Below are 13765 nucleotides of genomic sequence, written 5' to 3'. Positions count from 1 at the left end.
ATGCTCACCCTCCTAATGCATGAATGGTTATCCCTATATTGTCCAATAATAAAAAAACTTACATATCAAAAAGTGATAAGGATGAAATTATGATGTCAGAAATAATGTTAATTCTGATTCGATCGATTGGTGCTTTTCTTTTATTATTGCTAATGGCACGTATAATGGGGAAAAAACAAATCTCACAGCTCACCTTTTTCGACTATTGTGTAGGAATTACCATCGGGTCGATTGCAGCAACCATGTCTGTTGATCAAAATATTAAAATAGTCAACGGGCTTTTGTCATTGTTTATCTGGGGACTATTCCCGATTATCTTAGCTTATATTGGCATGAAGTCACGGATATTTTCCAATATAACTGACGGGAAGGCGACCATTTTGATTGAAAACGGTGAAGTGCTAGAGAAGAATATGAGGAAGAATGTATTAACCATAAATGAATTGATCCTGTTATTAAGAGAAAAGGGTGTATTTAAGATTTCGGATGTTGAGATGGCTGTTTTGGAAACAAACGGTCAGCTTAGTGTCATGCTAAAGACGGATCAGCAGCCCGTTACCCCAACTACACTAGCAATCCATCAAGAACCGGAACATGGGCCATCCATTCTTATAATGGACGGGAAAGTACTTAATAAAAGCCTTCAGAAACTTGGCTATTCTAGAGAATGGCTGACGGGAGAAATTAAGAAACAGGGGGCGAAGGATTTCAAAGATGTCTTTATGGCACAAATGGATTCGAAAAAGAATCTCTATGTGGATTTATACGATAAGTAATCATCGGAAAAAACGAGGGTAGCTCTGAATGATTGTGAGGAGCACGGAGATATCTTGGGGAGCGCGGAAAAAACGAGAGAATCGCGGAAAAAAGGTGGGAATCGCGGAATAATCGAGAGGAGCGCGGAAAAAAGGTGGGAATCGCGGAATAATCGAGAGAATCGCGGAATAAACGAGAGGAGCGCGGAAAAATCGAGAGGAGCGCGGAAAAATCGAGAGGAGCGCGGAATAAACGAGAGGAGCGCGGAATAATCGGGAGAACCGCGGAATTATCGCTAGAAACGCGGAATAAAGCGCAGAATCGCGGAATAATCAAGAGAACCGCGGAAATACGCAGAGAAGCGCAATACTCACGAGTAATGAAGGTATTACCAATCACATATCACTTTTTTCAGATATGTTTATGCCAAGTATTTTGGTTGTGTAACCATATGGAAAATCCATGAATATGAGAGAGGTATGTTTTACAATCAGCCATCCTCAATAATCCAGCCGATTTTATCTCTGAAAGATGTACCGCGCAGCTTCTTCCTGACCTCTTTTCCCCAGCTTTTTACTGCTTCGATGGAGGTGTCTTCCATTTCTGCGATTGTTTTTACGGACAGATCCTCCAAAATAAAATACTTTACCCATTTCCATTGATTCTCCGACAAATGCTGCTTCAGATTACTCCAAAGCTGATCGTTTGCAGCCGTGATGTCTTCAGATTGCTTGAGTGTTGTATTGGTTCCCAGTCCGCATTTGTAGTTGCCATCATTAAAGAATGCCCTGTTTACAAGCTTAAAATGTTCCAGCTTTTTCTTAGAATTATTTTCTTTACGGATACGATCGATCAATCGATGTTTAATCAAATAATTGAAATAGGTTGTCATTGGCCCTTTGTCCGGCTCATAAGTCTCATAGGCCTTCCATAATGCGAACAGCCCTTCCTCATAGAAGTCTTCGTTTGGATCTCGAATATCAAGACGATTAATATAATAATGAATCCTTTTTTCATTCTGGCTGAATATCTCTTCAAATGTGAAGCTCCTTTTGCTCTCATTCATTCCCATATCCTCCAATCTCCTATTTTATTAATGTTACTTTGTTATAACTACAATCGAATGAACAGCCGGTTTGGGGGTGAAGAGCATGGCAACTTATTAAAAATGGCTTCATATGATAAATGATGTTCGTAAAGTGAGGGGAATATCAGCTTGTTTCGGCGATAGATAAGTACTTTTTGGCAGTATCGGTCTGCTTGTTCTTTATTGGCCGCGCTTAGGATCTTTGGCATACACTGGTATTACTCATTATTTTTCAAATTTGAATAGGAAATTTATTCGGAAGTGTCTGGTTGGAGATCAGATTAAGAGTTAGCTATTTTTTAAATGTGTGTAAATTCTGACTCTTGATTGCTATAATTGATTGTGTAATGAATGCTGTCTAAAAGAGAAGCCATTGCTATAAATAAAATTAAAGCGATGCATTTGGGAAAAGGGGGAACTTGTATGGATGAGTTGCGATGGGGCACTCCTGAAGATCTGAGGACTTTGCTGGATGAAATTGTGAGCTGGAAGAGTATGACAATGTCTGAAGGGGAGAGGCAGTTTCCTGCAAAGCTTCAGGCTAAACTGCAGGACTTGGAATATTTTCAGAAATTTCCTGGTCAACTTGCATTGCATGATGCAGATTTAAGGCGCAAATCATTGACTGCATTATATAAACATCCTAATGCAAAGGAAACAATCTGTCTAATAAGTCACTTTGATACGGTAAACACGGAGGAATACGGCGTTCTGGAGCCGCTGGCCACTCAACCGGAAGAGCTTACAAAGGTATTGCAGGAGAAAAGCGATGAATTCCAGGGACAGGTAAGAGAAGATCTGAAAACTGGAGAATTTCTGTTTGGGCGCGGAACAATGGATATGAAGATGGGGCTCGTCATGCATATGAGTCTGATTGAAAAAGCCAGTGTAGAAAAATGGCCAATTAATCTATTATTATTGACTGTCCCGGATGAAGAAGTAAACTCAGCCGGGATGCGGCATGCCGTTCCAGTACTTTTGGAAATCCAGAGGGAATATGGCATCACTTATAAACTATTCTTGAATGGAGAACCAACTTTTCGTCAGGAACCAACAGATACGTCTCACTATATGTATACAGGATCAATTGGAAAAGTATTGGCTGCTTCCTTGTTTTATGGAAAAGAGACCCATGCAGGTGAGCCGCTGGGTGGAATCACCTCGCCGTATATATCGTCCTTTTTGACAAGGGAAATGGAATGGAATGATTTGTTTCTTGAGACAGTTATGGGCGAGACGACACCATTGCCGGTAACCCTGCAGCAGACGGATCTGCGTTTGCTTTATTCGACACAGACTCCTTATCGTTCATCTGCTTTGTATAATATTTTTCTGATGAAAAGAGGAATAAAGGAAGCCTTCAACTTATTTGAAGAGGTAGCACAGACTGCTGCAGAAAAGTGTAATAAGGCTTATGGAGAGGTTTGTAAAAAGCATCATGTGGATCCTATCGGTAAGGTAAAGGTCATTCGGTATAAAGACTTATTGACTTATGCAGCCGGTAAACTGGGTGAGGAATATGTTCGCGAAGTGAAAGCTGATATTCATTATCATGATTCTTGGGATGATAGAGAAAAGTCGCTTCGTATAACCGATAAAATAATGATTCAATGTCAGGAGCTTGCCCCTGCCATTATCGTGCTGCTGGCGCCACCTTATTATCCAGCAGTCAATTCTACAGGAAATGAACTGATTGAAGCCTGTACATCATTTGTAATGGATTTTGCTAAAAAGAAGTTTGATCTGCCAATTAAGCGAAGCCATTATTTGAATGGAATATGTGATCTCAGTTATGTCAGCTATTCTGGTACTGCAGAAGGATGGAAGACGTTTGAAGAGAATACACCAGTCTGGGGAGATAGCTATACCTTGCCATTCCAGGAGATGCAGGAATTGAATGCCCCTGTTCTAAACGTTGGACCATACGGACAGGACGCGCATAAACGAACGGAACGGCTGAATATAAAGAATGCCTTTGAAGAGTATCCGGTTATCATGGAAGCGTTAATCCACATGGTAAGCAGAGTGAAGTAATAGAAAAAGAGATTCTTCCTTAATGAAGAATCTCTTTTGTATTCGAAGGAATCAATATGGTTATTGATCGGCCGTAACTTTTTTATGACGTCTCTGGTAAAGGGTGAAGACAATAACAACCACTATCGCTACACCTGCACTGAGGATATACAAAATCGTAAAGCTATAGATTCCAGCGATGGCTCCCCAAATAACAGATCCTAATGCGACACCAATATCATAAAATGTAAAGAAGGTTGCGGTGGAATGACCACTCCGCGCTGGATGTGCCGATTGAATTGCCATCGTTTGAAAGCTCGGGAGCAAGGAGCCATATCCTAGTCCGATAAATCCGGCAGCCAGCAGCAGCATCCATGCACTTGTTGTAAATCCTAACAAGACAAGTCCAATAGCAAAGATGAAAAGTCCAGGTAAAATGACGAAATTTGGCCCCTTTAAATCAAAGCTTCTTCCTAAATATGGTCTTGATAATAACATTAAAAATGCAAATACCAGGAAGAAATAACTGGATGCTTTTGCTAGGCCAATAGCATCTGCATAGACAGATAAATAGGAAAGAATGCTTGAATATGAGATTGCTACAAGTGTACTGATTAAGGCTATTGGCAATGCCTTGATTTCGAATAAGTCGTGAATGGACAGCTTTCTTTTGGTCACCTGTGAAGCTGCTCTCCTGTTATCGGGGATGTCGATTATGAAGGAGAATACTGCGCCGCTAAGTACGATTAAACTTAGTAGCAAAAATAATGTTTGGAATGAAACATATTGAATTAACAGTAAACCAATAAATGGACCAACTACGACAGCGAGATTGTTTGCCATTGCAAAATATCCAAGACCCTCACCCCGTCTGTTGTCCGGTACAACATCTGCAGCAATTGCTCCTGTAGCGGTCGTTACTATCCCGAATGATAAACCATGAAGAAATCTGACAGCAAGTAAAGGTATGAAAGACTCAATCCAAATATACAAAAATGTGGTTGCTGTAAATGCCAGGACACTGATCAATAGTCCTCTTTTCTTGCCTGCCTTTTCGAGAAACAGCGCTGAAAGCGGTCGGATTATGATTGCTGAGATTAACATGACAGTAACAATTAGTCCACCATCTGCCTCGCTTCTCCCCAGATTTTTGATTACATATAGCGGCAATGTTGTTAATAAAGTATAAAAAGCAACAAATACGATAAATTGCGTCAATGTTATACTGATAAAGTTTTTTGTCCAAATTGGTGCTCGCGTGTTTTGTTTTTCCATAAGGTCATCTCCTGCTGAATTTCTGCCTGTATGACTTCCTTCTTATCCTGCTGAATTACTGTATTTCAAAATCAACTGACTACACTTGAAGGTCACAAAGGATGTTTTGATTTATACGAATTGTCATTAGAAAATAGAGACACTATTATTTCGTGCCTCTACTATTATTAATTAAGTATATTTAATCTTACTGCTGATTTTTATTTTTGTAAACCTTATTTCTATTATTAAACTATTAAAAATGGATTCTTTATAGTGTCATAATTAAAAATAGTATCGTGTTTTAGATAGAAATACGCCCATTAGTACAATATTCCTAATTGAATTACTTTTTAACAATTACGGTTGACTTGAATATACTTTAACGATACAATACTAACAATTCATATTGTAATACTATGATTAATGTTTTCTTATCAAGAGAGGCGGAGGGAAGGGCCCTGTGAAACCTCGGCAACAGATTATAAAGTATACTGTGCCAACTCCTGCAGACAATTGTCTGGAAGATAAGAAGAGCAGAAGCCAGCCGACAGGTCTACGGCTAGAGCCCTCTTCTTATGGTAAGAAGAGGGTTTTATTTTTGGCTCTTTTCGTAAGTATTGTTGTTATTTCTAACTCTGTATTTGATAAAAACAGCGACATAACTAGAAATCATTGGTGCTTTATCCGTACTCCGGAAATACACTGTGCTTTCCGCGGGCTCGCGATGAGTCTCCTCGCTCGCAAAGTTCGCTCCCTGTGGGGTCTCATCGTCTTCGCTTTCCCGCAGGACAAGGAAGGCTGCGGCAGCAAGACATCGCACGCAGAAATTGTGAATGCAATTTCAAGGAGTCTTCGTGTATTTCCTCCGCTATGATTTGGCTTCTGAATCCTGAATCGATTTGCTGATATTCAGTTATTAAGCTGATTGATTGGAGCGCAGGGCAGTCGACTCCAGCGGGAAAAGCAACGGCTGAAGATCCCGCAAGAAGCCGGGCTTGCTTCTGAGGAAGCTGAAGCGGTGCCCGCGGAAAGCGACTGCCCGGAGCGGAAATCGGGCATTGCTGTTACGTCGCATTTTATATATTTTATGTAAAAACAACAAACTTTGAGAAAACTGCCTATTCTTTTTTAAAGATACTTGCGATTGTATAAAATTTCTTCGTTGGAGGGATGTCACATGGTTGCCAATTCGGTTACCTACAGAGATTTTATTGAAGACCCTTTTAAAGATTTCATTCCTGAAAGTGAGGATAGGACAAAAGGTGCTGCTGCGATTTTGAAATGGGCCTATGAAACTTATGGAAACAGGGTGGTTTATGCATGCAGTTTTGGGGCGGAAGGGGTAGTGCTGGTTGACCTGATATCGAAAATAAAAAAAGATGCAGAAATTGTATTTCTTGATACTGATCTCCATTTCCAGGAAACCTATGATCTTATTGAAAAGGTAAAAGAAAAATATCCGGAGCTTCGCATTCAAATGAAGAAACCGAAATATACCTTAGAGGAACAGGCAGAACAGCACGGTTCCGCCTTGTGGAAGCGAAAGCCCGATCAATGCTGCTACATTCGAAAGATAAAACCGCTTGAGGAAGCATTAAGTGGGGCTCCAGCCTGGATTTCCGGACTAAGGAGGGAACAATCGGTTTCACGCAGCAAAACAGATTTTGTCAATAAAGATGAGCGATTTAAATCTATCAAAGTGTGTCCATTAATCCATTGGAGCTGGGACGATGTATGGGAATACATCCGTGGAAATGAGCTTCCTTATAATGAATTGCACGATAATGGCTATCCTAGCATTGGCTGTATACCATGCACATCTCAGGTAACGGATTCAGTTGATTCTCGTGCTGGGAGATGGGCGGGTGTAAATAAGACAGAGTGTGGCCTTCACACATCAAAATAGCTGGTGGATTATCTGGAGCAGTTCGGGTAATCCGGGTAATTTTTTATCTATAAAACCAAGTAAATTACTATGTTAACTAGTAATTAAGCAAATAGAACTATATCCTGAGAAAATTTTACATTGTGAGGTGAATTTCCATGCAGCTGCAGGTAACAAACAGTCCTTTTAACGAGGAGCAAGCGGAGCATCTGAACAGACTGCTTCCATCATTGACGGATACACAACGAATGTGGTTGAGCGGATACCTTGCCGTTCCACAGAACGCTGAAGGATTAGGTGCTGCGGTAAAGAATAATGAAGAACCCCAGGGATCTATCCAAGAGATTAATCAGGCAAATTTAAGAGATGTTACGATTCTTTACGGTTCTGAAACCGGAAATGGTCAGGCAATTGCAGAGGATTTAGGTCAGAAGATTGAGGAACGAAATTTGAAAGTGACCGTTAGTTCTTTGGATGATTTCAAACCGAAAGACTTAAAGAAAGTTCAGGACTTGCTAATTGTAACAGCGACACATGGTGAAGGAGATCCTCCTGCCAACGCTTTATCATTTTATGAATTTCTTTTTTCCAGAAAGGCGCCGAAACTTGAGAATGTCCGATTTTCCATTCTATCTCTGGGTGACCAATCCTATGAGTTTTTCTGCCAGACGGGCAAGGATTTCGATAGACGTCTGGAGGAACTCGGTGGAGAGAGGCTTTACGAGCGCATTGATTGTGATGTTGACTTTGATGAACCTGCTGCCGAATGGGTTGATGGAATATTGGATGCACTTGATGATACACAATCCTTGGTTGAAATGGAACAGACGAGTGCTGTAGTCGGAACATTGTCTGCTGAACAACCCGTGTATTCGCGGACCAACCCATTCCGGGCGGAAGTGCTGGAGAATCTGAATCTAAATGCAAATGGTTCAAATAAAGAAACGCGTCATATCGAGTTATCGCTGGAGGGTTCGAATCTTTCATTTGAGCCGGGTGACAGCCTGGGAATTTATCCACAAAATGATCCTCTCCTGGTTGAGGAACTCATCAATATAATGAATTGGGAACCGGAAGAAAGTGTACCAATAAATAAGCAGGGAGAAATGCGCTCCGTGCAGGAAGCTTTGCTCTCTAATTTTGAAATTTCCAGAATAACAAAACCATTACTTGAAAAGGCATCACAGCTCTTTGGCAATGATGAGCTTAAAGAACTGCTGAATCCGAATAACGTGGAGCAGCAAAAAGCTTATATCACCGGCCGGGATGTCATTGATCTGGTCAAAGATTATCCGCCGCACGGAGTGACTCCGGCAGATTTTATCCAAATACTCCGGAAGATGCCGGGACGCCTGTATTCCATTACAAGCAGTTATAAAGCAAATCCCGATGAGGTACATATTGCAGTTGGCAAAGTAAGTTATCCTGCATACAGACAAGAACAATTCGGCGTTTGTTCCGGACAATGTGCAGACCGCGTGGATCCAGGAGGGTTCCTGCCAATTTATATTCATCGCAATCCTAATTTCAAATTTCCAGAGCGTGGCGATATGCCGGTAATCATGATTGGACCAGGTACAGGGGTTGCACCATACCGCTCCTTCCTGGAGGAACGCGAAGAGAATGGAATTCAAGGGAAAACATGGCTATTCTATGGCGACCAGCACTTTGCAACAGACTTTCTGTATCAGGTTGAATGGCAGAAATGGTTGAAGGATGGGGTGCTGAGCAGAATGGATGTGGCGTTCTCTAGAGATGGAAAAGAGAAGGTATATGTCCAGCACCGTATGCTGGAACAAAGCAAAGATCTGTATCAATGGCTCGAAGAAGGTGCCCATGTCTATGTATGTGGTGATGAAAAACAAATGGCTAGTGACGTCCATGCTACATTGGCAGTCATTCTCCAACAGGAGGGCGGCTTAAGTGATGCAGAGGCAGAAGTGTATTTGAGTGAAATGCGTAAACAGAAGCGCTACCAACGGGATGTATATTAAAGAATATGGAAAGGAGAATATCTGAATGGATAAATCTAAATTTCCAAATCAGGATGGACAGTTAGATGAAATGGAGCATATTAAGGCAAGAAGCAATCATCTGAGGGGGACCATAAAAGAAGGGCTGAGGGACCGTATTACTGGTGCAATTTCTGACGAAGATAATAAACTGCTGAAATTCCATGGAAGCTACCAGCAGGATGACAGAGATCTCCGTGATGAACGGAGGCGCAAAAAACTGGAGCCTGCCTATCAATTTATGATCCGTGTCAGGTTGCCTGGGGGTGTAGCAACACCAGATCAATGGCTGGTAATGGATGAACTCGCCCAAAAAAATGGAAATGGCTCCCTCAGACTGACTACAAGGCAGACCTTCCAATTACATGGCATTTTAAAATGGAATCTGAAGGAAACGCTGCAGGAAATGAATGAGGCACTAATGACAACCATTGCTGCCTGCGGAGATATAAATAGAAACGTTATGTGTAATGTGAACCCGGAGCAGTCAGCTGTTCATTCAGAAGTCTATGAATGCTCGAAAAAGCTTAGCAATCACTTATTGCCAGAAACCAATGCATACCATGAGATTTGGCTGGATGATAAAAAAATAGTAGATAGCCGCGATGAAACGGAGCCTATCTATGGATCTACCTATCTGCCAAGGAAGTTTAAAATTGGTATTGCTGTTCCGCCATCGAATGACGTTGATATCTTTTCACAGGATCTTGGATTTATTGCAATCATCCAAGATGGTAAGCTGAAAGGTTTTAATGTCGCTGTTGGCGGTGGCATGGGGATGACACATGGAGATACCAAAACATATCCGCAGATTTCCAGGGTAATTGGCTTCTGCACACCGGATCAAATAACGGAAGTGGCAGAGAAAGTTGTAACGATACAGCGGGATTTTGGAAACCGTACAAACAGAAAGAATGCTAGATTCAAATATACGATTGATGCCAGAGGAATTGAATGGTTTAAAGATGAGCTAAATGAGCGGCTGGGATGGGATCTGGATAAGGAGCATGCCTATCATTTTGAATCAAATGGAGATCATTATGGCTGGTTGAAAGGTAAAGACAGCTTGCACTTAACACTATTTATTCAAAATGGCCGTGTTAAAGATTTTGAAGATTATCCGCTTATGACAGGCTTGCGGGAAATTGCTAAAATCCATACAGGAGAATTCCGGCTGACACCGAATCAAAACTTGATTATTGCTAATGTTACCAGCGAAAAGAAACAGGAAATCGATGAACTGGTCAAGAAATACCAACTCACAGAGGGCAAGCATTATTCAGGCCTGCGCAGAAATTCAATGGCATGTGTTGCATTTCCGACTTGCGGTCTTGCGATGGCGGAATCCGAACGGTATCTTCCACAGCTTCTTGACCGAATCGAAGTCATATTGGAAGAGGCTGGCCTAAAAGAAGAAGAAATCGTCATCCGAATGACGGGTTGTCCGAATGGCTGTGCTCGTCCGGCGCTGGCAGAGGTTTCTTTTATCGGGAAAGCGCCAGGAAAATATAACATGTATCTCGGGGGCAGCTTTAATGGGAATCGTCTGAACAAGCTTTATCGTGAAAATATTGGTGAAGAAGAAATTCTTCAAAACCTTCGTCCTATCATCTTGCAATATGCAAAGGATAGGCAGGAAGGGGAACATTTTGGCGATTACGTTATACGTGCAGGATATGTTGAGGAAGTTCATTCCGGACTGGATTTTCATACAACGGAAAGCACAAGAAAGTAAGAAGGTATACTCCAGAAAGGAAGTGAAGGAATGGGAAAGGTTTACTTAGTCGGTGCCGGTCCTGGGGATCCAGAACTGATTACTGTGAAAGGGTTACGGGCGATACAGCAATCCGATGTCATTTTATATGACCGTTTGATACCTGAAGAATTACTTGCTTACGCTCCAAAAGAAGCAGAGTTGCTTTATTGCGGCAAGCAGCCAGATCATCATTCACTTACACAGGAAAAGATAAATCAGCTGCTCTGTGAATATGCCGAACAGGATAAAGTGGTCACCCGATTAAAAGGCGGGGATCCCTTTATATTCGGAAGAGGTGGGGAAGAGGCAGAAGTACTCAAGCAAAAGGGTATCAGCTATGAAATCGTCCCGGGGATAACTTCCGGTTCTGCAGCGCCCGCTTATGCTGGAATTCCACTAACCCACAGGGATTACAGTTCATCCGTAACCTTTGTATCGGGAGTAAGCAAAAGTGGCGAAGCGTATGAAAAGTATTGGGAACATCTGGCGCAAAGTTCGGATACCCTCTGTATTTACATGGGGGTCAAGAGTCTGAAGGGGATTTGTGAAAGGCTGGTCCGCTATGGACGGGATAAAGATACTCCTATTGCCGTAATTCACTGGGGCACAACCGATCAGCAGCATACGGTTACAGGGACACTTGTAAGTATTTTGCATCAAACCCATTTGTTTCAAAACCCTTCTATGATTATTATCGGAGAGGTCGTTCGCCTCAGAGACAGGATTCAGTGGTTTGAAAAAGAGGACTTGGAAAATCAGTTAAGTGCTGAAGCCATTTTCGGGTGACAGGGGGGGAATCGATGCAGGGAATTTTATATGTGAGCCATGGAAGCCGTGTGATGGAAGCAACAGCGGAAGCAAGTGCATTTATCCAATCCGTAAAAAATCAAGTTAATGTGGCCCACCAGGAAATTTGTTTTTTGGAGCTTTCAGAACCGACTGTAGCCCAGGGAATAGATCTTCTAATCGAACAGGGAGCTTCCCGGATATCCATTGTACCAGTCCTATTGTTGGGTGCTGGCCATTATTTTAAGGATATTCCGGCAGAGGTAAATAAGATAAGAAGGAAATATCCCAGAGTTCAATTTACCTATGGCGAGCCACTTGGTATACAAGAACGGATTACGGATGTATTGGCAGCTCGAATTAACGAAACGGATGTTCCTATTGAACCGGACGCAAAGGTATTGCTTGTTGGCCGCGGCAGCCGCAATCCCCAGACTAAAAGGGATATTGAACAGGTTACAGCTGATCTGCAGCAGAAAATGAATATCCCTGTGGATGCTTGCTATTTGGCAGCATGCGAACCTTCCTTTGAAACAGAATTTCAGACATCCCTTAGAGAAAGTCATGCGCAGCTTTTCATTGTGCCGTATCTATGGTTTACGGGAGTGCTCATGCAGTTTCTTGAAACGAGGGTGGCAGAATCGCAAGGGGAAAATAAAAGCATCATTCTATGCAGGCAGCTAGGGAACCACTCATCCATGAAAAAGGCGCTGCAGGAACGTGTTCATGAAGCCTGCAGCTCAGTTAAAACTATATGAAAAACCAAAGGATGTACGAAAATGGCATTAATACCTCTTATGATTGACCTGGACGAAAAGAAGGTTGTAATTGCTGGAGGCGGATCTATAGCCGAACGAAGGGCTAAAACACTTCTAAAGAGCGGTGCTTCTATTACTGTAATTAGTCCTGAAATCAAAAAAGGCATCCGTGCATTATGGGAAGAAGACCTTTTAATCTGGAAAGAAAAAACGTGCAAACGAGTGATCTTGCAGATGCCTTTCTGATTATAGTTGCAACCAGTGACCCGATTGTAAATCAGGAGGTAATCCAAAAGGCGCCCTCAAGTGCACTGATCAATGCGGCAGCAGAAGCAGATAAGGGAAATGTAGCCTTTCCTTCAACCTTTAGACGCGGGAAGTTAAATATTAGCATTTCAACCAATGGAGCGAGTCCACAGCTGGCTGTAAAAATCAGAAGGCAGCTGGAATCACTTTATGATGAAAAATACGAGGATTATGTAGACTTTTTATATGAATGTCGCAAGCTTGTGAAACTAACCTCGCTTGATAAGCTGCATCAAAGATTACTGTTAAAAGAGCTTCTTTCCGAAGGGTTTCTAGATAAGCACCAACAATTAATGGCCATCACGTGGTTAAAGAAATTGGCGAGAGGGGGAGAAGGGAATGACTAGAAGAATCGGGATTGCAGCAAACCGCAGAGCAGATGCGATTGCTGCCCTTGTTCATAATATCGGTGGTATATCCCATCTGTTTCCGATCCAAGGAGAACAGATTCTAAATGAAAGAACGAGTGAACAAGATGTCCTGGAAATGATTTCAAACCCCTTTGATCTGATCGTTCTAACTACCGGAATTGGAATAACGACATTAGAAAATGCTGCCATACGTTTGGACTGCTTGCCAGAGTTTATCGGAGAACTGAAAAACAGGCCGCTGGCAGTACGCGGGAGTAAGACAATGAAGTGGTTAAAAAAGCACTCCTTATCACCGACTTTTCTATCAGAAGATGGTACGATGGAAAATCTGCTGGAATCGTTAACTGCTATTCATCCTGACGAGCGTAATCACACCTTTTTACAGACGTATAATCAGGACGATCTACTATTAAGAGACAAATTGGAAGACCTTGGTTACGATGTCTATCTTTCTAAACCATATCAGTATAGAAAACCGGTTGAAGAGATATTATTTTCCCTTAAGCAGCACATCATGAATCAAACCCTTGATGCAGTGATTTTCACAAGCAAAACGCAGGTAGAAAATCTTTTTGGCGGATCCCGTGAGGCAAGGGAAATGGTTAATGCCTTCAATGAGAACGTCATCGCAGTAGCAGTAGGGAAAGTAACTGCCAGCCAATTGAAGCAAAAGGGCATCTGCCATGTCGTCCAGCCGGCAAATCAGAGGATGGGTGCAATGGTAATTGAACTCAAAAAATATTTAGCGGCAGACTAGTCTGCAGGGAATCGTCTTTAA

11 protein-coding genes, 1 pseudogene and 1 riboswitch are annotated in these 13765 nt (G+C 42.0%); of the genes and pseudogenes, 10 read left to right on the top strand and 2 right to left on the bottom strand.

The genetic code is table 11. From position 1 onward, the window contains the following. Positions 1-92 precede the first annotated feature (92 nt). Positions 93-776: a DUF421 domain-containing protein gene (locus OMHG_RS07610; protein ID WP_010649772.1), complete on the top strand. Its 684-nt coding sequence runs from the start codon at positions 93-95 to the stop codon at positions 774-776. 470 nt (positions 777-1246) lie between these two features. Here the strand turns inward: OMHG_RS07610 and OMHG_RS07600 are convergent, their stop codons facing one another. Continuing rightward, a complete protein-coding gene (locus OMHG_RS07600) occupies positions 1247-1822 on the bottom strand; it encodes a sigma-70 family RNA polymerase sigma factor (protein WP_044476862.1) in 576 nt (191 codons plus the stop codon). 444 nt (positions 1823-2266) lie between these two features. On the opposite strand from OMHG_RS07600, the gene OMHG_RS07595 reads away from it, so the two are divergent. Continuing rightward, entirely contained in the window at positions 2267-3877 is a 1611-nt protein-coding gene (locus OMHG_RS07595; RefSeq protein WP_010649766.1) for a M20/M25/M40 family metallo-hydrolase, read from the top strand. Between the two features lie 60 nt (positions 3878-3937). Here OMHG_RS07595 and OMHG_RS07590 read toward each other — a convergent pair whose 3' ends face one another. After that, positions 3938-5131 carry an MFS transporter gene (locus OMHG_RS07590; protein WP_010649765.1) on the bottom strand — a complete coding sequence of 398 codons (1194 nt, stop codon included), beginning with the start codon at positions 5129-5131 and terminating at the stop codon, positions 3938-3940. 410 nt (positions 5132-5541) lie between these two features. Continuing rightward, a riboswitch (SAM riboswitch) is annotated at positions 5542-5644 on the top strand. Between the two features lie 646 nt (positions 5645-6290). On the opposite strand from OMHG_RS07590, the gene OMHG_RS07580 reads away from it, so the two are divergent. The 8 genes and pseudogenes from OMHG_RS07580 to OMHG_RS07550 all read left to right on the top strand — a co-directional run bounded on the left by OMHG_RS07580 (position 6291) and on the right by OMHG_RS07550 (position 13744). Beyond that, on the top strand, positions 6291-7019 hold the full coding sequence (locus tag OMHG_RS07580) for a phosphoadenylyl-sulfate reductase (RefSeq protein WP_010649761.1): 729 nt from the start codon (positions 6291-6293) through the stop codon (positions 7017-7019). A gap of 137 nt (positions 7020-7156) precedes the next feature. Beyond that, entirely contained in the window at positions 7157-8992 is a 1836-nt protein-coding gene (locus tag OMHG_RS07575; protein WP_010649759.1) for an assimilatory sulfite reductase (NADPH) flavoprotein subunit, read from the top strand. 25 nt (positions 8993-9017) lie between these two features. Next, complete coding sequence (gene cysI, locus OMHG_RS07570) at positions 9018-10745, top strand: assimilatory sulfite reductase (NADPH) hemoprotein subunit (RefSeq protein WP_010649757.1); 1728 nt, start codon at positions 9018-9020, stop codon at positions 10743-10745. Positions 10746-10775: 30 nt separating this feature from the next. Beyond that, positions 10776-11552: a uroporphyrinogen-III C-methyltransferase gene (gene cobA, locus OMHG_RS07565; protein WP_010649756.1), complete on the top strand. Its 777-nt coding sequence runs from the start codon at positions 10776-10778 to the stop codon at positions 11550-11552. Between the two features lie 14 nt (positions 11553-11566). Further along, complete coding sequence (locus OMHG_RS07560; protein WP_010649754.1) at positions 11567-12310, top strand: sirohydrochlorin chelatase; 744 nt, start codon at positions 11567-11569, stop codon at positions 12308-12310. A gap of 21 nt (positions 12311-12331) precedes the next feature. Continuing rightward, a pseudogene (locus OMHG_RS19440) lies at positions 12332-12813 on the top strand (NAD(P)-binding protein); the annotation flags it as partial. A gap of 6 nt (positions 12814-12819) precedes the next feature. After that, positions 12820-12963, top strand: a complete 144-nt coding sequence (locus OMHG_RS19435; RefSeq protein ID WP_390621673.1) for a hypothetical protein — start codon at positions 12820-12822, stop codon at positions 12961-12963. Then, positions 12956-13744 (top strand): uroporphyrinogen-III synthase, encoded by a 789-nt coding sequence (locus OMHG_RS07550; RefSeq protein ID WP_010649747.1) that lies wholly within the window; start codon positions 12956-12958, stop codon positions 13742-13744. The genes OMHG_RS19435 and OMHG_RS07550 overlap by 8 nt, the downstream gene beginning before the upstream one ends. Positions 13745-13765 lie beyond the last annotated feature (21 nt).

The organism is Oceanobacillus massiliensis str. N'diop (assembly GCF_000285495.1).
GTDB lineage: Bacteria > Bacillota > Bacilli > Bacillales > Amphibacillaceae > Oceanobacillus > Oceanobacillus massiliensis.
This window is presented reverse-complemented; position numbering and strand designations above follow the sequence as displayed.

What these genes read in the sequence shown, in the direction of transcription:
- OMHG_RS07610 (WP_010649772.1), top strand. Translation starts at nt 93, where the DNA reads ATGTCAGAAATAATGTTAATTCTGATTCGATCGATTGGTGCTTTTCTT.
- OMHG_RS07600 (WP_044476862.1), bottom strand. Translation starts at nt 1,822, where the DNA reads ATGAATGAGAGCAAAAGGAGCTTCACATTTGAAGAGATATTCAGCCAG.
- OMHG_RS07595 (WP_010649766.1), top strand. Translation starts at nt 2,267, where the DNA reads ATGGATGAGTTGCGATGGGGCACTCCTGAAGATCTGAGGACTTTGCTG.
- OMHG_RS07590 (WP_010649765.1), bottom strand. Translation starts at nt 5,131, where the DNA reads ATGGAAAAACAAAACACGCGAGCACCAATTTGGACAAAAAACTTTATC.
- OMHG_RS07580 (WP_010649761.1), top strand. Translation starts at nt 6,291, where the DNA reads ATGGTTGCCAATTCGGTTACCTACAGAGATTTTATTGAAGACCCTTTT.
- OMHG_RS07575 (WP_010649759.1), top strand. Translation starts at nt 7,157, where the DNA reads ATGCAGCTGCAGGTAACAAACAGTCCTTTTAACGAGGAGCAAGCGGAG.
- cysI (WP_010649757.1), top strand. Translation starts at nt 9,018, where the DNA reads ATGGATAAATCTAAATTTCCAAATCAGGATGGACAGTTAGATGAAATG.
- cobA (WP_010649756.1), top strand. Translation starts at nt 10,776, where the DNA reads ATGGGAAAGGTTTACTTAGTCGGTGCCGGTCCTGGGGATCCAGAACTG.
- OMHG_RS07560 (WP_010649754.1), top strand. Translation starts at nt 11,567, where the DNA reads ATGCAGGGAATTTTATATGTGAGCCATGGAAGCCGTGTGATGGAAGCA.
- OMHG_RS07550 (WP_010649747.1), top strand. Translation starts at nt 12,956, where the DNA reads ATGACTAGAAGAATCGGGATTGCAGCAAACCGCAGAGCAGATGCGATT.